The organism is Paraburkholderia caffeinitolerans (genome assembly GCF_902859945.1).
GTDB classification, from domain to species: domain Bacteria; phylum Pseudomonadota; class Gammaproteobacteria; order Burkholderiales; family Burkholderiaceae; genus Paraburkholderia; species Paraburkholderia caffeinitolerans.
Map to the genome: position 1 here is coordinate 26,382 of NZ_CADIKL010000048.1, position 24,406 is coordinate 50,787.

A 24,406-nucleotide genomic window follows, 5' to 3' on the forward strand; every position below is an offset into this window, starting at 1 on the left:
TGCATCAGCGCAGAGACGACCAATTACTAGATCGGAGATGGGTTTACAGATGAATGACCTCTTACATATCAATGGCCCGCGCCTGTGGGGCAGTCTCACGGAAATGGCGCGCATTGGCGCGACGGCGGGCGGCGGCGTGCGCCGCCTCGCGCTCACCGAAGAAGACCGGCGCGGCCGCGAACTGTTCGCGCACTGGTGCCGCGAGGCGGGCATGACGGTGTGGACCGACGAGGTGGGCAACCTCTTCGCGCGGCGCGAGGGCGCCGACCCGCAGGCTGCCCCCGTGCTGATGGGCAGTCATCTCGACACCCAGCCCGAGGGCGGGCGCTTCGACGGCGTCTACGGCGTGCTGGCCGCTCTCGAAGTCGTGCGCGCGCTCAACGATTCAGGCGTCGTGACCGACAAGCCCATCGAGATCTGCTCGTGGACCAACGAGGAAGGCGCGCGCTTCACGCCTGCGATGCTCGGCTCGGCGGTGTTCGCGGGGGCGATGACGCTCGACGATGCGCTCGCGCGCCGCGACGCGCAAGGCGTGACGCTCGGCGAGGCGCTCGACGCATGCGAGGCGCGCGGCACGCGGCCCGTTCAGGGCGTGGCCGTCGATGCGTACTTCGAGGCGCATATCGAGCAGGGCCCGATCCTGGAAGCGAACGGCACGACCATCGGCGTGGTGACGGGCGGCCAGGCGATCCGCTGGTTCGACGTGATGGTGTCGGGCGTGGCCGCGCATGCGGGCACGACGCCCATGCGCTACCGCAAGGACGCTTTTTTCGGCGCGGCGCACATGGCGCTGGAAATCGAGCGCGCGATGGCGCGCCATGCGCCGCTCGGCCTCGTGACGCTCGGCCAGGTGCAGATTGCGAATTCGTCGCGCAATACGATCGCGGCCAATGTGACCTTCACGGTCGATCTGCGCCATCCCGACGACGCCCAGCTCGACGCGATGGAGCAGGATCTGCGCGCGGTCTGCGCGGCAGTCGGTGGCACGCGCGGGCTCGGCGTGGAGATCGCGCATTGCTGGACTTCGCCGGCCACGCCGTTCGATCCGGCGTGCGTCGCGCTCGTGGCCGATGCGGTCGAACGCCTGGACTATTCGAACGAGCGCATCGTGAGCGGCGCGGGCCACGACGCGATCCACCTCGCGCGCTATTGCCCGACGGCGATGGTCTTCATCCCTTGCGTGGACGGCCTTTCGCACAACGAGGCCGAAGATGCCTTGCCCGAGGATGTCACAGCGGGCACGAATGTGCTGCTCAACGCGGTTGCCGCGCGCGCCTGTGTGCGCGAACACGTGAATGCCTGAGCGTAATCGAGAGGATTACTGAATATGAAAACCTGGTTTCATCCCGAGCAACTGCTCCATCATCCCCGCACCTATCTTTCGCGCGGCCAGATGCGCGAGCCGCAGGAGGTGCCCGAGCGCGCTGCGCGCCTCGTCGCCGCCGCGCACGCGCTCGGCTTCGAGGTGAGCGAACCCGCCGACTTCGGCACTGCGCCGATTGCCGCCGTGCACGACATGAACTATCTGCGCTTCCTGGAAGAAGCGCATGCCGAGTGGAAGCGCATGCCCGACGATTGGGGCGACGAAGTCATGTCGAACATCTACGTGCGCGATCCGAATCCGCTGCGCGGCGTGCTCGCCCAGGCGGCGCGCTATCTCGCCGATGGCAGTTGCCCGGTGGGCGCGAACACGTGGCGCGCAGCGTACTGGTCGGCGCAGAGTGCGCTGGCGGCTGCCGCGACCGTCAACGAGGGCGCGCGCGCGAGCTACGCGCTGTGCCGCCCGCCCGGCCACCATGCGCGCGCGGACGCAGCGGGCGGCTTTTGCTACCTGAACAACGCGGCCGTTGCGGCGCAGTCGCTCCGGCAGCGCTTCGGGCGCGTGGCGATTCTCGACACCGACATGCATCATGGCCAGGGCGTGCAGGAGATCTTCTACGGCCGCGACGACGTGCTCTACGTGTCGATCCACGGCGACCCGACCAATTTTTATCCGGTGGTCGCGGGTTACGAGGACGAGCGCGGCGCAGGCGCGGGGGAGGGCTACAACGTCAACCTGCCGATGCCGCACGGCGCATCGGAAGAAGCGTTCTTCGAGCGCGTGGATGCGGCGCTGCGCGTGCTCAAGCGCTTTCAGCCCGACGCGCTCGTACTGGCGCTCGGTTTCGACATCTACAAGGACGATCCGCAGTCGAAGGTGGCGGTGAGCACCGAGGGCTTCGGCAAGCTCGGTCAGGCAATTGGCGCGCTGGGTTTGCCTTCGGTGATCGTGCAGGAAGGCGGCTATCACCTCGAAAGTCTCGAGGCCAACGCTAAAGCGTTCTTCGGGGGCTTTACGGGGGCAAACGCGCGATAAGGCGCGTTGTGAAGTAAAGCGGCGCTAGAGGGAAACGTCGCGCGCCGCTTTAGCGCGATTGCGGCGCGTCGCTCACGCGTTCGCTGCGCGCATCTTGCGCGCCCGGCAGCGCCGCCCCGCACACGCCGAAGCGTTCGATCAGCGCGGGAACGCCTTCCACCGGCACGGGCCGCGAGAACAAGAAGCCCTGCGCCTCGATCGGGCCGAGCGCGGAGAGCCACGCGATCTGCTCCTCGGTCTCGGTGCCTTCCACGACCACCGTGAGGCCGAGCGAGCGCGCGAGATTGACGATGGCCGCGACCATCACGCAGACGCTGCGGTCGGCCGGAATCGCCTGCACGAACGAGCGGTCCACCTTGAGCGTGTCGACGGCGAAGCGGTTCAGATAGGACAGCGACGAATAGCCGGTGCCGAAGTCGTCGAGCGCCACGCGCACGCCCAAACGCTTCAACGCGAAAATCTTCTCCGAGACGAGTTCGGGGTACTCCATCATTGCGGTCTCGGTGATCTCGAGCTCGAGCTTGTGCGCGGCAATGCCGGTTTCCTCGATCGCGTGCGCGACCGTCTCGTAGAGGTCGCCGCGCCAGAACTGCACCGCCGAGATATTGATGGCGAGCGAAAGCGTTTCATAACCTTGCTGCTGCCACTGCGCGAGCTGCGCGCACGCAGTGCGGATCACGAAGTCGCCCACCGGCACGATCAGGCCCGTGGATTCGGCCACCGGAATGAATTCGCTCGCTGGAATCAACCCGTACTGCGGATGATTCCAGCGCACCAGTGCCTCGAAGCCCGTGATGCAGCGGCGGCGCAGATCGATCTTCGGCTGATAGGCGAGGAAGAGCTGGCCTTCGCCGAGGGCGATGCGCAGTTGCTGCTCCCACTTCATCAGGTGGTCGGCGCGGTGCGCGAGCTGCGGCGAGTAAAAGCGGAAGCAGTTGCGCCCGGCTTCCTTGGCGGCGTACATCGCGAGGTCGGCCTTCTTGAGCAGGTCGATTTCGCTCTCGTGCGCCACGGCAAAGAGCGCGATGCCTGTGCTCGCATGCAGCACGAAGGCGCTGCCGCGCACGTCGAACGGATGCGTGAACGCGGCGTTGGTCACCTCGGCGATCGAGCTCGCGCGTTTCTCGATCTCGTCGCCCTTGACGATCACCACGAATTCGTCGCCGCCGATGCGCGCGAGCGTGCCCGCGCCGCCCACGGCGTCGGCGAGGCGCGCGGCGCTCATTTGCAGCACGATGTCGCCGGCGTTGTGGCCGAGCGTATCGTTGACCGTCTTGAAGTTGTCGAGGTCGATAAAGAGAATCGCGAGGCGCCCGAGGTTGCCCGGCTGCGAGACTTCGTGGCGCAGCCGCTGCAAGGTGGCGTAGCGGTTGGGCAGGCCGGTGAGCAGGTCGTACTGCACGAGTTGCGACATCTCGCGCTCGCGCCCGAGCAGCTTGCCGATCAACCCCGTGGCCACGGCGAAGAACGACAGCATGGCGAGCGAGATGAACGTCGCCATCATCAGGTAGACGTTGCGCGTGTGGTTGTAATCGGCGAACTGCTCGGCTTGTGACAGGCCGACCAGCACCGCGAGCGGATAGCCGTCGATATGGCGGTACGAGACGATGCGCGTGACGTGGTCGATCGGATCGGTGTAGGTGCCCGAAACGTGCTCGGCCATCGGGTACACGCCGCTCGCCGAGAACGCGCCGCTCGCGCGCTCCGCGTTGCCGGTGCGGCGCGCGAGCACGGCGCCGGTGTCCGAGATCACGGCGATCACGCCGTCACGGCCAATCGCGGCGTTGTTGTAGAAGTCGCTGGTGAAATAGCTCGGGTCTTCGGAGACCACCACCACGCCCGCGAACGAGCCATCCGCGTGATTGAGGCGGCGCGTCATCTGCAGGGTCCAGTGGCCCGAGATGCGGCCGAGCACCGGCTTGCTGATATAGAGCTGATCGTCGTTCTCGTGCTCGTGCACCTTGAAGTGCTCGCGGTCCGAGAGGTCGATGGGCTTGGGATTCGGGTCCACGGTGTTGGCGATGAGCGTGCCGTGCTCGTCGATGATCGACACCTGGACGAGCGAGTCGCTCTGCACCACGCCTTTCTCGACCGTGCTCGAGAGGTTGAAGTGCTCGGGCGTCTTCTCGAACTCGTACTTCACGAAGCGCGTGATCTGGTCGACCTGGTGGATCGCCTTCACCGTGTGCTGCTCGAGCGCAGACGAGAGGATGGCAGCCGAGGCCGTGGCCTCGCGCTGGGCCGCTTCCTTTTCGACCGCGAGGCGCGTGAAGATCACGGCCCACAGCAAGATCAGCACCAGCACGCCGAGCGCCGGAATGGCCAGCAGCGTGCGCGGGCGCGTGTAGGCCGGCCCGGGCGCGGCGCGCAGCGCGGCGTCGCGCGCGAGGGGGCGCTGCTTCGCGCTCATCGCGCCCGCCGCCCGCGCACGCCGCCGCGCCGCTGATGCGGCGGCCGGGACGGCAACAAGGCGCTCGGTTGGATCGGCGGCATCGGAACGGCTGTGGAAGTAGCGCGGAGTGCGCGAACGAAGACCATCGGATGCATTGTTGCGTCCGATGTCTGGATCTTAATGGTTGGACAATGAATTAGGAAGCCATCCCACCCTGGGTATACGCGAGTCGGGGCGCCCGTCGAGGGCAAATGCCGGCACCCGCTATCTGCAGCGCATAGGCAGAATGCCGTGCATCGGGCGAGAGGGGCGAATCCACGCAGAATGCATGCCCGCAGCCACGGACGCGCCGCGCGCGGCGCGTGCGAGTCCGCAGCGTTCAGGAGAGCGATCGGAATGGTGACGATCGCGTGTCGCTCATGCGAGCTGAATCGTGCCGTCGACGACCGTGAGCGACGCGCCGCCAATCCAGATCTTGCCCGCTGCGTCGTCGTAGTCGACGAAGACGCGGCCGTCGCGTCCCATCGCGGTGCCCTGGCGCACGGTATAGCCGCTGCCAGGGCGGCGGTCTTGTTGCGCGAGCAGCATCGCGATCGCGGCATTGGCGCTGCCCGTCACTGGATCTTCGCCAACGCCCAGGCCTGTCATGAGGCAGCGCACCTCGAAGGTGGCGGGGCCGTCCGCATCATGTGCGCCATAGGCCGCGAGCCCTTGCGCGCCCACGCTAGCGGCAATGTTGGCGAGCGCGTCGTAATCGATGTCGAGCGCGAGCACGGCCTGCGCCGAGGCAAGGCGCACGACGAGCCAGGGCGCGCCGTTGTCGACACCGCACGGCGGCGCGCCGAAATCGATCGCATCCGAGCGCACGGCGGCGCGAAGCGCGTCGTATTGCGCCTCGGGCAGCGGCGTCATCGTTGCGGGCGGCGCGGCGAAGGCCCAGAGTTGCGCGCCATCGGCGTCGTGTCCTGCCGGATGCCTCGCGGCCAGCTCGATGAGGCCCGCGCCGCATTCCTGCACGAGCCGGCCAGGCGTTTTCGGCTGGCGGCCGCTGTCGAGGAACGCATGCGCCGTGCCGAGCGTCGGGTGACCCGCGAAAGGCAATTCGCCTTGCGTCGTGAAAATGCGCACGCGATAGTCGGCGCGCGCATCGGCGGGGGCGAGCAGGAAGGCGGTTTCGGAGAGATTGGTCCAGCGCGCGATGCCTTGCATCTGCGCCGTATCGAGCCCGTCCGCGTCGAACACGACCGCGAGCGGATTGCCTTTGAAGGGATGCGACGTGAATACGTCGACCTGTTTGAAGCGAACGTTGCGTAGGGTCATGGCGCGAGACTGGGGAGCGGGACGAAAAAAAGCCCGGCCCGGTCGAGACAGACCGGGCCGGGCCGCTTTACTTTACACCGAACGCTTATTCGACTTCGGCGATCAGCTCGATCTCGACGCATGCGCCGAGCGGAATCTGCGCGACGCCGAAAGCCGAGCGTGCGTGCTTGCCTTTCTCGCCGAACACGTCGGCGATCAGCTCGGATGCGCCGTTCGTGACGATGTGCTGCTCGGTAAAGGTGAGCGTCGAGTTCACGAGGCTCATCAGCTTGACGATGCGCTTGACCTTGTTGAGGTCGCCCACGTGGGCATGCAGCGTCGCGAGCAGGTCGATCGCGATCGAGTGCGCGGCGGCCTTGCCTTCCTCGGTCGTGAGCGATTCGCCCAGCTTGCCGGCCCAAACCTTGCCGTCCTTCTTCGCAATGTGGCCCGAGAGGTACACGGTGTTGCCGCTTTGCGCGCTCATCACGTAGGCCGCGGCGGGTGCGCCGGCGGTCGGCAGTTCGATGCCGAGTTCTTTGAGGCGGTCGTAGACGTTGACGTCAGCCATGATCAGGAGTCCTTTTGCAGTAGCAGTGAGAGTGAAGATGGGTTTGGGTCGGCGCGCCTTAGAGGTGCGCGCGGATGAGTTTCGCGAGCTTCGCCACGCCTTCCTCGATCTTCGCGGGCGGCACGGTCACGAACGACAGGCGCAGCTTGTTGTGCTGCGGCTCGCTCGCGAAGAACGGCGCGCCCGGCACGAAAGCCACATTCTGCGCGACCGCCGCATCGAGCAGCTTCATGGTGTCGATGCCATCGGGCAGCGAGACCCACACGAACATGCCGCCTTCGGGGCGATTCCAGCTCACGCCTTCGGGCATGTTGCGCGCGAGCGCGTCGAGCATCGCCTCGCATTGGTCGCGGTAGAGCGCGCGGACCTTCGGGATATGCGTGTCGAGAAAGCCGTCCTTCACGACTTCATGGACGATGCGCTGGGTGAAGCTCGGCGTGTGCAGGTCGGTGGCCTGCTTGGCCTGCACCAGTTTGAAGTGCAGCTCTTCGGGCGCGATGATGTAGCCCACGCGCAGGCCCGGCGCCAGCACCTTCGAGAACGAACCCAGATGCACGATGTGCTCGGGCGCCATCGAGAGCAGCGTGGGCAGCGGCTGGCCGGCGTAGTCGAGCGCGCCGTAAGGATCGTCTTCGATGACCGGGAAGGGCGCGCCCTGCGCAAAGCGGGCGAGCGCCTCGCGCCGTTCGAGCGGCAGGCGGCGGCCCGTCGGGTTCTGGAAGTTCGGGATCGCGTAGAGCAGGCGCGCGCCAGTGGTGAGCTCCGGCGTGAGGCCGTCGGGCACGAGGCCATGCTCGTCGGTGGGCACCTGCACGTAGCGCGGCTCATAGAGCGAGAACGATTGCAGCGCGCCGAGATAGGTGGGCGTTTCGACCAGCACGGGGCTGTCCGGCGAGACCAGCACCTTGCCGAGCAGGTCGAGCGCCTGCTGCGAGCCCGTGGTGATGAGCACTTGCGACGCGCGGATCTTCGCGCCGCCTACTGAGTAGCGTTCGGCGACCCATTCGCGCAGTGGCAGGTAACCCTCCGTCGCGCTGTACTGGAGCGCGCCGGTGGGGTTGTCGCGCAGGATGCGGTCGGCGGCCGCGCGCATCTCTTCGACGGGGAAGGACGCCGGCGCGGGTAAGCCGCCCGCGAATGAAATGACCTCGGGCCGTTCCGTTACCTTCAGGATTTCGCGAATCGCCGAGCTGGTCAGCTTGATCGCACGCTCGGACAGTTGCCACGCGGGGGCAGCCTTGAGATCGCTTTGGTCCATGAGGTTTCCTTGTTGAGGTCGGGAACGAGGGCTTGAACGGCCCGGATGGAGGCGGCGCGAACGCGAGGCGCCCAAGCCGCCGAACTTTCGATTATGGCGCGAAACCTGCTCGTGCGGCACACGCGAGCACAATGCGCGCGACATGCGAACGAGAGCCTTACCGGCAAGTATTCGAAGAAATGTACCGGTATGGTGTCAGACAGTAACGGTACAATCGTTCCGATAGTGTTCTGTACAGTTGGAGCCGCCATGTCGTCCGTCCCTCTCGACCAGATTCCGGCGCCGCACGACGCCGCCACGACCACGCTGGTCGATCAGCTCGTCCAGTGGGGCCGCCGCCGCATCGAAGAGCGCGTGTTCCGCCCCGGCATGCGCATGCCGTCCATCCGCAAGCTCGCGCTCGACAAGGGTGTCTCGCGCTTCACCGTGGTGGAGGCCTACGAGCGGCTGGTCGCACAGGGCTACCTCGATTCGCGGCGCGGCTCGGGCTTCTATGTGCGCGAGCGGCTTGCGGCCGTGGCGCCGCTGGAGCGCGGTCCCGGCGCCGATGCGAATGGAAACGCAGCGGCCGAGCCCGCGCCGCCGCCCACCCTCGACGTGGTCTGGCTGCTGCGCAACATGCTCCATTCGTCGACGCATCCGGAAACGGGGCCGGGTCTCGGCTACCTGCCCGCGCGCTGGCTCGACGGCGAGCTGCTGGCGGGCGCGATGCGCTCGCTGGGCCGCCAGAGCGGCTCGCAGCTGCTCGGCTTCGGTTCGCCGCAGGGCTTCCTGCCGCTGCGCCAGCAGTTGCAGACGCGCCTCGCCGAGTTCGAGATCGGTGCGACGCCCGAGCAGTTCGTGATGGTCTCGGGCGTCACTCAGGCCATCGACTTGCTCGCGCGGCTCTACGTACGGCCCGGCGACACCGTCGTGGTGGGCGACCCCGCGTGGTTCCAGATGTTCAGCCGCTTCGTCTCGCAAGGCGCGCGCCTCTTGGGCGTGCCGTACACGCCCGAGGGGCCGGACCTCGACGCACTCGAAACGCTGGTAGCGACGTGGCGGCCGAAGCTGCTGGTCATCAACTCGGTGCTGCAGAACCCCACCGGCACCTCGCTCACGGCGGCGCAGGCGTTTCGCATCCTGCGCCTCGCGGAGCAGTACGACTTTCTCGTCGTCGAAGACGATATCTACGGCGATCTCTGCCCGGCGGGCTATCCGGCGACACGCCTCGCGAGCCTCGACCAATTGCGCCGGGTGATTTACCTCGGCAGCTTTTCGAAGACGCTCGCGCCCAATCTGCGCGTGGGCTTCATCGCAAGCGCGCTCGATGTGGCGCAGGCGGTCGCGGACCAGAAAATGCTGGTGGGCATGACGAGTCCCGAGCTCAACGAACGGGTGCTGTTTCGCGTGCTCACCGAAGGTCACTACCGGCGCCACGTGGAGCGCCTGCGCGCGCGTCTGGACTCGGTGCGCGACAAGGCTGCGCGCATGCTCGAGCGCGCCGGCTGCAGGATCTTCGTCGCGCCGGGCGCGGGCATGTTCCTGTGGGCCGACACCGGCGTGGACGCCGACGCGCTCACGGCCGCCGGCCACGAGGCGGGCTTCCTGCTCACGCCGGGCAGCCTGTTCTCGCCGCACCAGTCGCCCACCACCTGGATGCGCTTTAACATCGCCAACTGCGGCGACCCGGCGCTGCCGGCGTTTCTCGCCGGCTATCTGGACGGCGTGGCGCGGCGCGCCTGAAAACCACCAGAAACCCGCTTGAAGACCACTTGAAACCGGCGCGGCGCGTCCCCATATGCGCGCTCAACGCGCCGCGGGAATGCACACGCGGCCGACCCTACTGACTGCAACGAAAAAGGACCCCGACCATGGCACAAGAAACCATGAGCTTCCAGGCGGAAGTGAAACAGCTTCTGCACCTGATGATCCATTCGCTGTACAGCAACAAGGAAATTTTCCTGCGCGAGCTGGTTTCGAACGCATCGGACGCCGCCGACAAGCTGCGCTTCGAGGCGCTCGCCAACAGCGCGCTCTACGAAAACGATCCGAACCTGCGCATTCGCGTGGGCTTCGACAAGGCCGCGCGCACCATCACCATCGACGACAACGGCATTGGCATGAGCCATGACGAAGCCGTGGCCAACCTCGGCACGATCGCGCGCTCCGGCACCAAGGAATTCTTCGGCAAGCTCTCGGGCGACCAGCAGAAGGACGCGGCGCTGATCGGCCAGTTCGGCGTGGGCTTCTACTCGGGCTTCATCGTTGCCGACAAGATCACGGTCGAAAGCCGCCGCGCGGGTCTGCCCGCAGCCGAAGGCGTGCGCTGGACGAGCGCGGGCGAGGGCGAATTCTCGGTCGAGGCGATCGAGCGCGCGCAGCGCGGCACCACCATCACGCTGCACCTGCGCGAAGGCGAAGACGAACTGCTTTCCGCGTGGAAGCTCAAGTCGATCATCCAGAAGTACTCGGATCACGTCGGCCTGCCCATCGAGATGAAGAAGGAAGAATGGGACGCCGAAAAGAACGAGATGGTCACGAAGGACGAATACGAGACCATCAACCAGGCGAGCGCGCTGTGGACGCGCGCGAAGAACGACATCAGCGACGAGCAGTATCAGCAGTTCTATCAGCACCTCGCGCACGATCACATGAACCCGCTCGCGTGGACGCATAACCGCGTCGAAGGCCGCAGCGAATATACGCAACTGCTTTACGTGCCGTCGCATGCGCCGTTCGACATGTGGAACCGCGATCACAAGAGCGGCTTGAAGCTCTACGTGAAGCGCGTCTTCATCATGGACGAAGCCGAGCAACTGCTGCCGAACTATCTGCGCTTCGTGAAGGGCGTGGTCGATTCGGCGGATCTGCCGCTCAACGTCTCGCGCGAAATCCTGCAGGAAAGCCGCGACGTGAAGGCGATTCGCGACGGCGTGACCAAGCGTGTGCTGTCGATGCTAGAAGACATGGCCTCGGCGCAAACCGATGCCGAAGCGAAGGAAGAGGAGAAGGCGAAGTTCGCGACCTTCTGGACCGAGTTCGGTCAGGTGCTCAAGGAAGGCATGGGCGAGGATCAGGCGAACGGCGAGCGCATCGCGAAGCTGCTGCGCTTTGCATCGACGCACAACGACACCGACGAGCAGACCGTCTCGCTCGCCGACTACGTCGCGCGCATGAAGCCCGAGCAAACGAAGATCTACTACGTGACCGCCGATACCTGGCAGGCCGCGAAGAATAGCCCGCACCTCGAAGTGTTCCGCAAGAAGGGCGTGGAAGTGCTGTTGCTCACCGATCGCGTGGACGAATGGATGCTGTCGTTCCTGAACGACTTCGACGGCAAGCCGCTCGCGAGCGTGGCGCGCGGCGACCTCGACCTTGGTGCGCTCAATGACGAGGAAAAGCAGCAACAAGAGAAGGTGGGCGAAGAGCTCAAGCCGCTCGTGGAGCAGATGAAGGAAGCGCTCAAGGGCAAGGCAAAGGACGTGCGTCTCACGTTCCGCCTGACCGATTCGCCAAGCTGCCTCGTGGCCGACGAAGGCGACATGAGCGGTTACCTGCAGCGCATGCTCAAGGCCGCGGGCCAGCAGGCGCCGCAGATGCAGCCGATTCTCGAAGTCAATCCCGAGCATCCGCTCGTAAAGGCGCTGCGCACCGATAGCGCGGACTTCGGCGACTGGTGCCATCTGCTGTTCGATCAGGCGATGCTGGCAGAAGGCGGCGCGCTTGAGGATCCGGCGAGCTTTGTGAAGCGCACCAACGCGTTGCTGTTGGCGCGGGCGGGTTAAAAAAGCAGACGCTTCACGCGAGCGAAGCGCTTTTTTGAATTGCCGATCCCCTTGCAGCCTTGTGCTGCAAGGGGATTTTTCTTTGGGGCATCGTTTCTTGCGGCTTCGTTTCGCCGTTCGCCCCGCAGCGAATTGAAATGCGCGCGGCCTATAATGCGCGCCATGCCCATCCGATTCGATGCCGCCGACGCGCACTGGCGCGTCGCGCCCCTCGCGGCCTTCAGCGCCGACCAAAAAGACTGGCTCACACGCGGCGGTTCGCTGACCGCGCATCTGCGCGCGCTCGGGCATGTCGTCGTGCGCGTGACGCGCGAAGCCGTCGACATGCCCTGGCCTGACGAATGCGCCGCGCTCGGCCTCGCGCCGCGCGCACGCGCCTGGGTGCGCGAGATCGTGCTCGAAGTCGATGGCGTGCCGTTTGTGGCCGCGCACAGCGCGACGCCGATCGCGGCGAGCCACGGTATCTGGCAGGCCATGCGCCGCCTGCGCACGCGCCCGCTTGCGGAGTTGCTGTACAGCGATAGCGGCGTCGCGCGCTCGGCGCTCGTGAGCCGGCGCGTGAGCGCGCGGCATCCGTTGCATGCGTTGGCCGCGCGAGAAACGCAGGGGCATGTGCCGCATGCGTTCGTCGCGCGACGTTCGGTGTTCGAGCGCTATGGCGCGCCGCTCCTCGTGACCGAATGCATGCTGCCTGCGCTGTGGGCGAGTCTTGCGGGCCTGGCATGCGATGCGCAGCCGCCGTTGCCCGCGCACGCCACTCACTCGGCACGCGAGCGTGGGCCGCTCGGCCATACGGCCTCGCGGGCCGCTCATGCGCCGCATCCTCCAATGAGTTCTCGCCGATGAGCGTCAAGCGCTGCTTTGCACCGGTCGTCGATGCGCATACGCGCGTGCTGATCCTCGGCAGCCTGCCGGGCGAGGCGTCGCTGGCGCATCAGCAGTACTACGCGCATAAGCAGAACCGGTTTTGGCATCTGGTGGGCGAGGTGATCGGCGTGGACCTTCCCGCGATGGCCTACGACGCGCGGCTGCAAACGCTGCTTGAACATCGCATCGGTTTGTGGGATGTGGTGGCCGAAGCGCAGCGCATTGGCAGCCTCGATAGCCGTATCCGAAATCATGCGAGCAACGATTTGGTCGCTCTAATTGAAACGCTGCCGAATCTGGTTGCCATAGCGTTCAACGGCGGAACCGCAGAGAAGATCGGGGCGAGCGCGCTCGGTGAGAAGGCAGACGCGTATCGCCTCGTCCGATTGCCATCAAGCAGTCCGGCGTACGCAGCCGTTCCCTACCAGGAAAAATTGGTCGACTGGCGTCGATTGCAGCAATACCTGGTTAATCGGCATAAAACTTAAGCGGATCATCTAGCTAAATAGTGCTGAGTATTCGGCGAAGCAGTATCAGGTGCGCGGTAACAGGTGGTCGAGTCGAGATACGGATTCAATGAGTTCGATGGTGAGCCGAACCAGTTCGGCGGTCAGGCTCACTGGAAGATCTATGTTGCCTTCGTATTCGGCCGCGTTACGCCTGCGATGGCAGGTATCGAGCACGCGCCATTTTTCGGTCGGCCAGCCGATCGTATGTTCGAGGCACTGAAAGACCAGGTATCGGTCGTCGCTCCGGTATCCGTGAGCCCGTAGCGCGGCGCGTGATGCCGCGTGCGCGGCATCGTATGCGAGGATGAACTGGCTCTCCGTTGCCATTGCGCTACTGCTTGTGACAGTGCCGAGCAAGGTTCGAGCGAGGCTCAGCAGATGCTCGAATTCACCACGGTTCGCCGGGAAAGGTTTTAGCTTTCCGATGCGTACGAGATTATCCAATGTGGTCGATGTCATCCTCGCTTCCTATTACCATCAGCTTCGGCTGGCGCAGTACTTCCGTCAGGAACGGATGATTTTTGCGTTTCCGTTCGAGAAATTCTTCTCGAGTGTACTGGGTAATCTGGACCGTACGGTCTAGCTTTTTTTCGGCTGATTCGAGCGCGGTCATGACTTGTCCATAGCTGAGGGTCTCGCTGACCAACATGACGTCGATATCGCTGCCGGCGTGGTCGTAGCCTTGGGCAACGGAGCCGTACACAAAGGCGAATTTTATTTCCTGAGTCAGCGGTGACAGCGCTTCGCGGAGTACCTCGACAACTCCGAAGGTTTTGATGACGATGAGGCGCAGTTCGCTGAAAACAGGACTGCCTGCGAAGGCCCGCACCTGTTTGAGATTGGCAATGCGTCGGGTTTCGATGAGTCCGCCTTGTTCGAGGCGATTCAGTTCGCGCTGGACGCTGGCACTGCCGAGACCCGTCAGCCGGATCAGCTCTTTTACGTGAAACCATTGGTCGGGCCGCCCGAACAGGCAGGCAAGAATGGGTTGCTGTGCGTTGGAGAAAAGGGCATCGCCGAGCTTTGTCATAATCCGGATGCTAGCACGATCGAGCCAATATTTAGCACGATCGAACCAGATTTTGGCTCGATGAGAGACCGCAGCGCTGCTCAAACGTCGCATCGGTTTGCGGGACGTGGTCGCGTATCCGTATCGCCACGCGCCGCCGCCTAAAACCAGCCCGACAGACCACGAATGCTATGCTCTCGGTCGCCCGCATAGTTGCGTTCGACATTGCGTTCGAATTCGCACCGCGAAAAGCGCAGCGAATTTCGCGTCCGAACCTGCTCCTCATAAGCAAGAAAGCACGACATCTCCACATGACGAATCTCATCAAGCGCGCTTCGGCCGAAGCGCGCGCATTCAGCAAGACCCGCAAGACCCGCGGCAACACCGCCTCGAAGCAAGTCGATGCCGATCTCGACAACGCGCCGGTCATCGAAGCGCCGCGCAAGCCGCGCTTTGCGCCCGTGACGTTCTCGGAAGAGGGCGGCGTGCGCTATCTGCATTTCGGCACCGAGTGGGTGCAGGGCGCGATGCGTCTTTCCAAGCCGCAGCACATCGAGCTCGAATACGCACAGCAGATGATGTCCTGGCTGCTGTTCCTCGCCACGCCCGCGCGTATCGTGCAACTGGGTCTCGGCTCGGCCTCGCTGACCAAGTTCGCGCATCGTTATCTGCGTCCCGCGAAGGTCGAGGCGATCGAACTGAACCCGGCCGTCGTGGTGGCTGCGCGCACGATGTTCGAACTGCCGCATGACGACGCACGCCTCGCGGTGCGCGAGCTCGACGCGTGGGACTTCGTGCACGACCGCGCGAATCACGGCACGATCGGCGCGCTGCAGATCGATGTTTATGACGCGACCGCGCGCGGCCCGGTGCTCGACAGCGTGGCGTTCTACCGTGCAGCGCGCGCGTGTCTCACCGATGCGGGTATTGCGACCATCAACCTGTTCGGCGACCACCCGAGCTATGTGCGCAACATGAAGCGCCTGAAGGAAGCGTTCGACGGCCGCGTGATCGCGCTGCCCGAAGTGCACGAGGGCAACCGCATTGCGCTGGCGTTCTCGGGTCCGGCGCTCGAAGTGAGCTGGGCGGCGCTCGAGAAGCGCGCGCGCCTGCTCGAAAGCAAGCTCGGCTTGCCGGCGCACCAGTGGGTGAAGTCGCTGCGCGAGGCCAACGCCGAAAACGGCAAGGGCAACAAGAGCGACAAGAGCGACGACACCTTCGCCATCTGACACCCGCCCCGCGAGAGGCATCGCGGCGTGCAACGAAAGCAACGAAAAGCCGGCCCCACGACAAACAGGGCCGGCTTTTTTGTGTTTCGGATCACCAAGCTTTCTAAATGCTGACGGTTCGGGGTCAAACGCACCGCCAGTCGTGTCTTGACAACATCATCTAAATTGGGGTCCGCCCTTCTTGACCCATCGCAGCGGCATCGCTACTCTTTTCTGCGCTTTCGGGGACCTTGCGAGGCACGATCTCGCGGGCCAGGGACCGCTCCATATCGGGCGGTGGACCGCATCGAAAACCCCATAACTACATAAGTAACGAGGAGACGTCATGGCTCACGACGCCGACGCCACAAAAGCCAGCAAGCACTGGCTATGGCTGTTGATCCTGCCCTGGATCGCAATGATCTGGGTGCCGTCGTACAACAAGGTCGAGCCCACGCTGTGGGACTTCCCATTTTTCTACTGGTATCAGCTGCTCTGGGTGCTGATCAGCGCCGTCATCACCGTAGTTGTCTATATCAAGACCAAGGATCGCTCGAAGCGCGGCGGCAAGGCAGGGGGTGGGCAATGAACGTTACGGCAACCTTCGTCTTCGTCCTGTTGTTCATCGGCGTCACGATCGTCGGCTTCCTTGCTGCGCACTGGCGTAAAGGCGATCTCGCCCATATCGACGAGTGGGGCCTCGGCGGCCGGCGTTTCGGCACGATCGTCACGTGGTTCCTGCTCGGCGGCGATCTCTATACCGCGTACACCTTCGTGGCGGTGCCGGCGCTCGTGTTCGGTGCGGGAGCAACGGGTTTCTTCGCGCTGCCCTATACGATCCTGATCTATCCGTTCGCGTTCGTGGTGTTTCCCAAACTCTGGGCCATCGCCAAGCGCCACAGCTATGTCACGTCGGCCGACTTCGTGAGCGCCCGCTACGGCAGCCGCGTGCTCGCGCTCGCAGTCGCGGTCACCGGCATTGTCGCGACCATGCCTTACATCGCGCTGCAGCTGGTGGGCATCGAAGTGGTGATCGGCGGGCTCGGCTTCGACACCACGGGCTTCGTCGGCGACCTGCCGCTCATCATCGCGTTCGCGATTCTGGCGGCCTACACGTACACCTCGGGCCTGCGCGCGCCGGCCATGATCGCCGTGGTGAAGGACGTGCTCATCTACATCACGATCATCGCGGCCATCATCGTGATTCCCGCGCAGTTGGGCGGCTTCGGCCATATTTTCGGCGCGGTGCCGCCGGCCAAGCTGCTGCTCAAGGCTCCGGACGCGACGAGCCTGAACGGCTATAGCGCCTATGCGACCCTGGCGGTGGGCTCGGCGCTCGCGCTGTTCCTGTATCCGCACTCGGTCACGGCGATTCTCTCGTCGTCGTCGGGCAACAGCATCCGCCGCAACATGGCGATGCTGCCCGCGTACTCGCTCGTGCTCGGCCTGCTCGCGCTGCTCGGCTACATGGCGCTCGCCTCGGGCGTGAAGGACATGCCGCAATACGCGCCGTACTTCAAGGCCTTCGGCCCGAACTTCGCGGTGCCGGCGCTGTTCCTGCAGTACTTCCCGTCGTGGTTCGTGGGCGTGGCGTTCGCGGCCATCGGCATCGGCGCGCTGGTGCCGGCGGCGATCATGTCGATCGCGGCCGCCAACCTCTACACGCGCAACATCCACAAGGAGTTCATCAACCGCAACATGAATCACGAGCAGGAGACCAACGTCGCCAAGCTGGTCTCGCTGATCGTGAAGGTGGGCGCGGTGGCGTTTATCCTGGGCCTGCCGCTCACGTATGCGATCCAGCTGCAACTGCTCGGCGGCATCTGGATCATCCAGACGTTGCCCGCGATCGTGCTCGGTCTCTACACGCGCATGCTCGACTGGCGCGGCCTCTTGATCGGCTGGGCGGCGGGCATCGCCACCGGCACGTGGATGGCGATTTCGCTGCACCTCAAGGGCTCGATCTTCGTCGTGCACCTGTTCGGCATGGACGTGCCGGGCTACGCGGCGGTGTGGTCGCTGGTCGTGAACCTCGTGGTTGCCGTGGTGGTGTCGGTGCTCGTGCATCTGTTCGGCATGCAGAAGGGCGTGGACCGTACGCGGCCCGAGGACTATCTCGACGTGCAGGAAAGCTGATCCGGCGCGTAATCTGCGTCGTGCCTGCAATGCCCGCAACTTCACGGTTGCGGGCATTTGTTTTTCTGGTGCACGATGCTTGCAGGGGCCGTTTCTTTTGTCAGGAGGCGTCCTTCCCCGCTTTGCGCTAACTTGCGTCTTGCGTCATGTCCAGCAGGCTTCGAACGCGCCATGGCTTCATCCGATCACGACACCGAACCCCCCGCCGCCTCTGGCGATGCGTTGCGCCAGGGCGCGCACGCCGTCCCGCACGGCAAGCCGCCGCGCCGGCGCTCGCGCGTGCGCGTGCGCGTGGAGAACTTCTGGCGCGCGCTGACCTCGCCGTTCTACCGCTATCGCAACGCCGGGATCATTCACGGCGTGCGCGTCGGGCTCGCGATGCTGGTGTCGATTCTCGCCACCACCGGCATCGACATTCCGCACGGCATCTGGGCATCGGTCACGCTGCTCGTGGTGATCGGCGGCCTTCAGCACCACGGCAACATTCGCAAGAAGGCCACCGAGCGGGCGCTTGGCACGGTGCTCGGCGCGCTCATCGGACTCACGCTCATCATCGTGCAGGCCGTGACGGGTTTTACGTGGCTCACCTATTCGCTCATGGCGATCGTCGCGGCCGTGTGCAGCTACTATGCGATCGGCAAGGAGGGCTACGTGCCGCTCCTCACAGCCATCACGATGTGCATCGTCGCGGGCCACGGCGACAACCTCATCGACACGGGCCTGTGGCGCACGCTCAACGTGATGATCGGGATTGTGATCGCGCTGGCGTTTTCGTTCGCGCTGCCGCTGCATGCCACCTATTCCTGGCGCTACCGGCTCGCCGACAATTTGCGCGAGATGGCGCGCGTTCACGCCCAGGTGGTGAGCGGCGCGCAGGTGGATCCCGATGCGCAGGTCGAAACCTTCCGGCGCCTGAACGCCCGGCTCGTGCAGTTGCGTGGCCTGATGCCGTCGGTCGCGCGGGAAATCGATGTGCCGCTCGCGCGGCTCGAACAGGCGCAGCGCCTGCACCGCGCGCTGCTGAGTTCGCTGGAGATGATGTCGACGGGTCTCGGGGCTTACGAGCAGCAGCTCGTGCGGGTGGCCTTCGCGGGGTGCGGCGACTACGTGCGCGTAGCGCTGCTGACGACGGCCCGGGCGCTGCGTTTTGGCGGCACGCGGCATCATCCAGAGGCGGCGGCGCAGGCGCTGCGCTCAAGCCCGCTCGACGCGGCTCCGGGCGTGATGCCGGGTGTCGCTCCGGATCCAGGGCCGATGCCGCCGGAGCCCGACGCCGCGCCGCAGATGCAGGGGCCTTACTGGCTCGAACAGCGTTTCGAGGAGCAGGTGGGGCAACTGCGTGCCTTGCTCCTCGAAACCGAGCCGAGATGGAACATCGAACGCGCGCATTGGCGCCGCATGGTGTGACGCGCGCGTTCGCGAACGTTGTGAGGCCGCGTGGCCACGGTTCAGGTGCCGCTCAGGCGGCGGGACTTTCGGCCGGCGGCGCACTGACCATCCACGGCACGCCGAACTTGTCGGTCAGCATGCCGAAGCCGGGCGACCAGAAGGTCTTCTGGAACGGCATCGTCACCTGAGCGCCGTTGGCAAGTGCATCGAAGTAGCGCTGCGCGGTGGCCGCGTCGGGCCCCGTGAGCGAGACGCTGAAGCCGGCGAACTTGTCATTCTGCGTCATGCAGCCGCCGTCCGACATCATGATCTGCGCGTCGCCGATCTGGAGCGTCGCGTGCATGATCTTTTCGGCGAACTCGGGTGCCATCGGGCGCTCGGGGTCGGGCGGGGCGTCCTTGAAGCGCATCTTGAACAGCTCCTGGGCGCCGAGCGCTTCCCGGTAGAACGCGATCGCCTGCTCGCAGTTGCCGTTGTAAAACAGGTAGGGCTGGATTTGCATCGTCAATTTCCTTGCGGATTAGTCCGGTGGGCGCTCCCACGATGGCCGGTCCCATGAAGAAGCGCCGCGCAACCTGGGTGACGGGGCGCGGCAGGGCGGGACCGGGAGGGCGCGGCATGTTGCGCCGCTGCCCTGATTCTAGGCGCTCCAGATGAGCGCATGCGCATTTCGGGCGCATGTGTCGCCAGGGTTTGCGAGAGCGCATGCGGGAATGGAGGTTGCGCCGCGCACCGCGCAGTGCGGCATGCAAAAAGGGCCGCACATGCAACATGTGCGGCCCTGCGGGAAGCTGCGGTGTGTGCGCCTGTGCGCGCTTAACGCCCGCGCAGTTCCTCGATCATCTTTTCGAGCTTGATCGCGTCGGCGGCGAATGCGCGGATGCCTTCCGCAAGCTTTTCCGTCGCCATGGCGTCGTCGTTCAGTTGGAAGCGGAACGAGGACTCATCCACGGCCACGCGCGCGATCTGGGCGTCCTTGAACGCTTCCGGCGAGAGCTTGCGCTCGACCTTCTCCGTGCTGTCCTGCAGCTTCTGCAGCAGATCCGGGCTGATCGTGAGCAGGTCGCAGCCGGCCAGTTCGACGATCTGGCTGGTGTTGCGGAAGCTCGCGCCCATCACCTCGGTCTGGTAGCCGAACTTCTTGTAGTACGCGTAGATCTTGCGCACCGACTGCACACCCGGGTCATTCGCGCCGCCGTCCTTCGCGTCGTCCCAGTCGGCGCCCTTGGCCTTCTTGAACCAGTCGTAGATGCGGCCGACGAACGGCGAAATCAGCTGCGCGCCCGCCTCGGCGCAAGCGGCGGCCTGCGCGAGCGAGAACAGCAGCGTCATGTTGCAGCGGATGCCGTCCTTTTGCAGCACCTCGGCCGCGCGGATGCCTTCCCACGTGGACGCGAGCTTGATCAGCACGCGCTCGCGCGCAATGCCGGCCTGCTTGTACAGGTCGATGATGTGGTGCGCTTTTTCGATCGACTTCTTGGTGTCGAACGAGAGGCGCGCGTCGACTTCGGTCGAGACGCGGCCCGGAATGATCTTGAGAATTTCGGTGCCGAAGGCGACCAGCAGGTGGTCGATGATCGACTCGACCGATTCGCTCGCGTGATCGCGCACGGTTTTTTCGAGCAATGGCCGGTACTCGGCCTTCTGCACGGCCTTGAGGATCAGCGACGGGTTGGTGGTCGCATCCCGCGGCTGGTACTGGACGAACTGCTGGAAGTCGCCCGTATCGGCGACGACGGTCGTGTACTGCTTGAGTTGATCGAGTGCGTTAGTCATGTCAGGCCTTGTGGGCGCATGTGCGCCGGCATCGGTGAGAGTTGAACGGCTTCGCGTGCCCGGGCGGCTGGCGCCCGGCGCGAAGGGCGGCACACGATGCCGTGCCAGAAGGCACGGCTTACCTCATCATTTTATGGCGGATCGGGTGGCGATGCGATTACGCGAGCTTCAGGCACCTTCAAGCACCTTCAAGCCCGCCGCGCGTTCAGGATCACCTGCGTGAGCACGCCCGCCACGAGCCCCCAGAACGCCGCGCCGATCGAGAGCAGCGTGAGTCCCGAGGCCGTCACCATGAAGGTCACGAGCGCCGCTTCGCGCTCATGCGGGTTCTGCATCGCATTGGTGAGGCCGCTCATGATCGAGCCGAACAGCGCGAGCGCCGCGATGGAGACCACGAGCGCGGACGGAAACGCCGCGAACAGCGCCGCGATGGTCGCGCCGAAGACCCCCGCGATCAGATAGAAGATGCCGCACCAGACGGCCGCCATATAGCGCTTGGTGCGGTCTTCATGGGCATGCGGGCCGGTGCAGATGGCCGCGGTGATGGCCGCGAGATTGATGCCGTGCGAGCCGAACGGCGCGAGCACTAGCGAGGCGATGCCCGTTGTGGCGATGAGCGGCGAGGAGGGCGTGTTATAGCCGTCGGCGCGTATCACGGCGATGCCGGGCACATTCTGCGAGGCCATCGCCACGACGAAGAGCGGAATGCCGATGCTCACGATCGCCGAAGCCGAGAACGCGGGCATGGTGAACACGGGCTTCGCGAGCGCCACGTGGAAGTGGCTGAAGTCGAGCAGCCCGAGCACGGCGGCAGCCGCCACGCCCACCACGAGCGTGCCGACGATCGCATAGCGCGGCACCGCGCGCTTGAGCAGCAGGTACGCGAAGAACATGGTGAGCACGAGCGGCGTTTGCACCTGCGCGGCGTGGAAGATCTCGATGCCGATCTCGAACAGGATGCCCGCGAGCAACGCGGCCGCGATGCCGGCGGGCACGCGTTTCATGAGCGCGTCGAACCAGCCGGTCACGCCCACCGCCGTGAGCAGCACCGCGCACACGATGTACGCGCCAATCGCCTCGGCATACGGCACGTGCGGCAGCGAGCTGATCAGCAGCGCCGCGCCCGGCGTCGACCACGCGATCACGGTGGGCGCGCGATACCAGAGCGACAGCGCGATGGTGGTCACGCCCATGCCGATCGAGAGCGACCAGATCCACGAAGAAATCTGCGCAGGCGAGAGATGCGCGGCCTGGCCGGCCTGGAACATCAGCACGAGCGAACTCGTGTAGCCGGTCATCATCGCGACGAAGCCGGCGACGATCGTCGCCACCGAGGTGTCGGCGAAGGGGCGCAGCGGTCCGGGCCGGAATGTCGATGGCAGGTCCGGGGACGAAGGCGCGGTCATACTGGAAATCTCCTCGTTTTATGGTTGTGTGCGCAACAGTTTGGCGGCGAGCCTGGCGCGGCGCGCCACTTCGATGCGGTGCGGCTGTGCCTGGTTGTGCCGCTACTTGCTCAGCACGCGCATCGCCGTTTCGAGCCCGGCGACGGTGAGCGGATACATGCGATGCCCGAGTATCTCGCGGATGATCGATACCGACTGGCGATATTCCCATAGCCGCTCGGGCTCGGGATTGAGCCATGCGAAATGCGGGAACTGGTCGGCGAGACGGCGCAGCCACACGGCGCCGGCTTCGGGGTTGTTGTACTCGACCGAGCCGCCCGGCTGCAGCACTTCATAGGGGCTCATGGTGGCGTCGCCGACGAAGATCAGCTTGTAGTCGGGCGTGAACTTGTGCAGCAGGTCCCAGGTGGGTGTGCGCTCGGCGTGTCGGCGGCGGTTGTTTTTCCACAGGTGGTCGTAGACGCAATTGTGGAAGTAGTAGAACTCCAGGTGCTTGAACTCGGCCTTTGCCGCCGAGAAAAGCTCTTCGGTGCGCTTGATGTGATCGTCCATCGAGCCACCCACGTCGAGCAGCATTAGCACCTTCACGTTGTTGTGGCGCTCCGGAACCATCTTGATGTCGAGCCAGCCGGCGTTCGCCGCTGTGCTGCGGATCGTGCCCGCGAGATCGAGTTCTTCGGCGGCGCCTTCGCGCGCGAAGCGGCGCAGGCGTCGCAGCGCGACCTTGATGTTGCGCGTGCCGATCTCGACCTGGTCGTCGTAATCGCGGAAGGCGCGCGCGTCCCACACCTTCACGGCGCTGCGCTGGCCGCCTTCGCCACCGATGCGGATGCCTTCGGGGTTATAGCCGCCGTTGCCGAACGGCGAGGTGCCGCCCGTGCCGATCCACTTGCTGCCGCCCTCGTGGCGCTCCTTCTGTTCCTCGAAGAGTTCCTTGAGGCGCTCCATGAGCTTGTCGAGCCCGCCCATCGCCTCGATCTGCGCGCGCTGCTCGGGCGTGAAGTCGCGTTCGAGCCGCTTCTTGAGCCAGTCTTCGGGAATCTCGAAGGCGAGTTCCGATTTCTTCTCGATGCCGCGAAAGTACGCGCCGAAGGCCTGGTCGAAGCGGTCGAAGTACTGCTCGTCCTTCACGAGCGTCATGCGCGCGAGGTAATAGAAGTCGTCGAGCGAAGGCGCGATCACGCGCTCCTTGAGCGCCTCGACGAGCGTGAGGTATTCCTTCACGGAGACCGGCAGCTTCGCGTCTCGCAGCGTGTAAAAGAAGTCGATCAGCATGCGGGTTCTCCGGCCTTGCGAGCGTGTTCCGCGCTCAGCGCGGGTTCAACGGTTATGACGGTTCATGTAGATAAGCCGCTCGAACAGGCTCATGTCCTGCTCGTTCTTGAGCAGCGCGCCGGCAAGCGGCGGCATCGACTTCGAGCCGTCCACCGCGCGCAGCGCGTCGGGCGGAATGTCCTCGGCGAGCAGCAGCTTGAGCCAGTCGAGCAGTTCGGAGGTGGACGGCTTCTTCTTCAGGCCCGCGACGTTGCGCAGCTCGAAGAAGCTTTCCATTGCCGCGCTAAGCAGATCGCTGCGAATGCCGGGGTAATGCACTTCGACGATGCGCTGCATCGTGGCCGGGTCGGGGAAGCTGATGTAGTGGAAGAAGCAGCGCCGCAAGAACGCGTCGGGCAGCTCCTTCTCGTTGTTCGACGTGATGATGACGAGCGGGCGCTGCTTAGCCTTCACGAGCTCGCGCGTTTCGTACACGTAGAATTCCATGCGGTCGAGTTCGCGCAGCAAGTCGTTGGGGAACTCGATGTCGGCCTTGTCGATCTCGTCGATCAACAGCACGCTTTGCTGTTCCGACTCGAACGCCTGCCACAGCACGCCCTTCACGATGTAGTTGCGGATGTCGTTCACGCGCTCGTCGCCGAGTTGCGAGTCGCGCAGGCGCGAGACCGCGTCGTACTCGTAGAGGCCCTGTTGCGCCTTCGTGGTGGACTTGATGTGCCACTGCATGAGCGGCATGTCGAGCGCGGCGGCCACTTCCTCGGCGAGCATGGTCTTGCCCGTGCCGGGCTCGCCCTTGATGAGCAGCGGTCGTTTGAGGGTGATCGCGGCATTCACCGCAAGCTTGAGATCGTCGGTGGCGACGTACTGCGAAGAGCCTTCGAAACGCGTGGCGCGCATGATGAACCGCTCGCTAAAAAAATCTCAGTATAAGTCAGAAGGGGTGTTGGGCCGGAGGGGGCTCGCGTATCGTTGGGTCCGCCCGCGATGTGGACCTAAGTGCCACGGTTATGCCACTCGTTTGCGGCTCGCGAGAAAAATGCGCGAGCGCATCAGGGATGACCCGCACGCCACCACGCCAGGCCGCTCGCACAACGCCCGAGCCCCGTCCGGCGGGCGTCGGCGGGCATTGCCGGGCAGCAGCCCGGTGGACGTGCGGCGGGCCGTCGCGGTATACTCGGACCGATTTTT

21 protein-coding genes are annotated in these 24,406 nt (G+C 65.0%); 10 read left to right on the forward strand and 11 right to left on the reverse strand.

Annotated elements, in window-relative coordinates:
- Positions 1 to 49 precede the first annotated feature (49 nt).
- Positions 50 to 1,303, forward strand: coding sequence for a Zn-dependent hydrolase (locus HV773_RS31510; protein ID WP_129561510.1), 1,254 nt, complete (start codon positions 50 to 52; stop codon positions 1,301 to 1,303).
- 24 nt (positions 1,304 to 1,327) lie between these two features.
- Positions 1,328 to 2,356, forward strand: a complete 1,029-nt coding sequence (locus HV773_RS31515) for a histone deacetylase family protein (RefSeq protein WP_129561511.1) — start codon at positions 1,328 to 1,330, stop codon at positions 2,354 to 2,356.
- 49 nt (positions 2,357 to 2,405) lie between these two features.
- Here the strand turns inward: HV773_RS31515 and HV773_RS31520 are convergent, their stop codons facing one another.
- The 4 genes from HV773_RS31520 to HV773_RS31535 form a co-directional block, all read right to left on the reverse strand.
- The gene (locus HV773_RS31520; RefSeq protein ID WP_129561512.1) at positions 2,406 to 4,766 is read right to left on the reverse strand and encodes a bifunctional diguanylate cyclase/phosphodiesterase; all 2,361 of its coding nucleotides are present in this window, start codon (positions 4,764 to 4,766) and stop codon (positions 2,406 to 2,408) included.
- A gap of 399 nt (positions 4,767 to 5,165) precedes the next feature.
- Positions 5,166 to 6,068 carry a PhzF family phenazine biosynthesis protein gene (locus HV773_RS31525; RefSeq protein WP_129561513.1) on the reverse strand — a complete coding sequence of 301 codons (903 nt, stop codon included), beginning with the start codon at positions 6,066 to 6,068 and terminating at the stop codon, positions 5,166 to 5,168.
- Between the two features lie 85 nt (positions 6,069 to 6,153).
- Positions 6,154 to 6,618 carry a RidA family protein gene (locus HV773_RS31530; protein WP_129561514.1) on the reverse strand — a complete coding sequence of 155 codons (465 nt, stop codon included), beginning with the start codon at positions 6,616 to 6,618 and terminating at the stop codon, positions 6,154 to 6,156.
- 58 nt (positions 6,619 to 6,676) lie between these two features.
- Positions 6,677 to 7,876: an aminotransferase-like domain-containing protein gene (locus HV773_RS31535; RefSeq protein ID WP_129561515.1), complete on the reverse strand. Its 1,200-nt coding sequence runs from the start codon at positions 7,874 to 7,876 to the stop codon at positions 6,677 to 6,679.
- 249 nt (positions 7,877 to 8,125) lie between these two features.
- Here HV773_RS31535 and HV773_RS31540 point away from each other — a divergent pair, with 249 nt between their 5' ends.
- From HV773_RS31540 to HV773_RS31555, 4 genes are all read left to right on the forward strand, one after another.
- Positions 8,126 to 9,601: an aminotransferase-like domain-containing protein gene (locus HV773_RS31540; RefSeq protein WP_129561516.1), complete on the forward strand. Its 1,476-nt coding sequence runs from the start codon at positions 8,126 to 8,128 to the stop codon at positions 9,599 to 9,601.
- Positions 9,602 to 9,729: 128 nt separating this feature from the next.
- Complete coding sequence (gene htpG / locus HV773_RS31545; protein WP_129561517.1) at positions 9,730 to 11,643, forward strand: molecular chaperone HtpG; 1,914 nt, start codon at positions 9,730 to 9,732, stop codon at positions 11,641 to 11,643.
- Positions 11,644 to 11,805: 162 nt separating this feature from the next.
- The gene (locus HV773_RS31550) at positions 11,806 to 12,489 is read left to right on the forward strand and encodes a chorismate--pyruvate lyase family protein (RefSeq protein WP_129561518.1); all 684 of its coding nucleotides are present in this window, start codon (positions 11,806 to 11,808) and stop codon (positions 12,487 to 12,489) included.
- Entirely contained in the window at positions 12,486 to 12,998 is a 513-nt protein-coding gene (locus HV773_RS31555; protein WP_129561519.1) for a DNA-deoxyinosine glycosylase, read from the forward strand. Before HV773_RS31550 ends, HV773_RS31555 begins: the two co-directional genes overlap by 4 nt.
- 45 nt (positions 12,999 to 13,043) lie before the next feature.
- Here HV773_RS31555 and HV773_RS31560 read toward each other — a convergent pair whose 3' ends face one another.
- Together HV773_RS31560 and HV773_RS31565 are read right to left on the reverse strand one after the other, a co-directional pair.
- A complete protein-coding gene (locus tag HV773_RS31560) occupies positions 13,044 to 13,478 on the reverse strand; it encodes a hypothetical protein (protein WP_129561520.1) in 435 nt (144 codons plus the stop codon).
- A complete protein-coding gene (locus HV773_RS31565) occupies positions 13,456 to 14,049 on the reverse strand; it encodes a nucleotidyltransferase domain-containing protein (protein WP_129561521.1) in 594 nt (197 codons plus the stop codon). The genes HV773_RS31560 and HV773_RS31565 overlap by 23 nt, the downstream gene beginning before the upstream one ends.
- Before the next feature lie 290 nt (positions 14,050 to 14,339).
- Between HV773_RS31565 and HV773_RS31570 the strand changes: the two genes are divergently transcribed.
- The 4 genes from HV773_RS31570 (at position 14,340) to HV773_RS31585 (ending at position 18,779) form a co-directional block, all read left to right on the forward strand.
- Positions 14,340 to 15,257: a class I SAM-dependent methyltransferase gene (locus HV773_RS31570; protein ID WP_129561522.1), complete on the forward strand. Its 918-nt coding sequence runs from the start codon at positions 14,340 to 14,342 to the stop codon at positions 15,255 to 15,257.
- Positions 15,258 to 15,582: 325 nt separating this feature from the next.
- Positions 15,583 to 15,825 (forward strand): DUF3311 domain-containing protein, encoded by a 243-nt coding sequence (locus HV773_RS31575; RefSeq protein ID WP_129561523.1) that lies wholly within the window; start codon positions 15,583 to 15,585, stop codon positions 15,823 to 15,825.
- Positions 15,822 to 17,372, forward strand: a complete 1,551-nt coding sequence (gene mctP / locus HV773_RS31580; protein WP_129561524.1) for a monocarboxylate uptake permease MctP — start codon at positions 15,822 to 15,824, stop codon at positions 17,370 to 17,372. The genes HV773_RS31575 and mctP overlap by 4 nt, the downstream gene beginning before the upstream one ends.
- Positions 17,373 to 17,543: 171 nt before the next feature.
- On the forward strand, positions 17,544 to 18,779 hold the full coding sequence (locus HV773_RS31585) for an FUSC family protein (protein ID WP_129561525.1): 1,236 nt from the start codon (positions 17,544 to 17,546) through the stop codon (positions 18,777 to 18,779).
- Between the two features lie 52 nt (positions 18,780 to 18,831).
- On the opposite strand, the gene HV773_RS31590 is transcribed toward HV773_RS31585, so the two are convergent.
- The 5 genes from HV773_RS31590 to HV773_RS31610 form a co-directional block, all read right to left on the reverse strand.
- Positions 18,832 to 19,263 (reverse strand): VOC family protein, encoded by a 432-nt coding sequence (locus HV773_RS31590; protein WP_129561526.1) that lies wholly within the window; start codon positions 19,261 to 19,263, stop codon positions 18,832 to 18,834.
- Positions 19,264 to 19,577: 314 nt separating this feature from the next.
- On the reverse strand, positions 19,578 to 20,537 hold the full coding sequence (gene tal, locus HV773_RS31595; RefSeq protein ID WP_129561527.1) for a transaldolase: 960 nt from the start codon (positions 20,535 to 20,537) through the stop codon (positions 19,578 to 19,580).
- A 188-nt stretch (positions 20,538 to 20,725) separates the two neighbouring features.
- Complete coding sequence (locus HV773_RS31600) at positions 20,726 to 21,943, reverse strand: benzoate/H(+) symporter BenE family transporter (protein WP_129561528.1); 1,218 nt, start codon at positions 21,941 to 21,943, stop codon at positions 20,726 to 20,728.
- A 102-nt stretch (positions 21,944 to 22,045) separates the two neighbouring features.
- Positions 22,046 to 23,218: a vWA domain-containing protein gene (locus HV773_RS31605; RefSeq protein ID WP_129561529.1), complete on the reverse strand. Its 1,173-nt coding sequence runs from the start codon at positions 23,216 to 23,218 to the stop codon at positions 22,046 to 22,048.
- Positions 23,219 to 23,263: 45 nt separating this feature from the next.
- Positions 23,264 to 24,115, reverse strand: coding sequence for an AAA family ATPase (locus HV773_RS31610; RefSeq protein ID WP_129561530.1), 852 nt, complete (start codon positions 24,113 to 24,115; stop codon positions 23,264 to 23,266).
- Between the last annotated feature and the right edge of the window lie 291 nt (positions 24,116 to 24,406).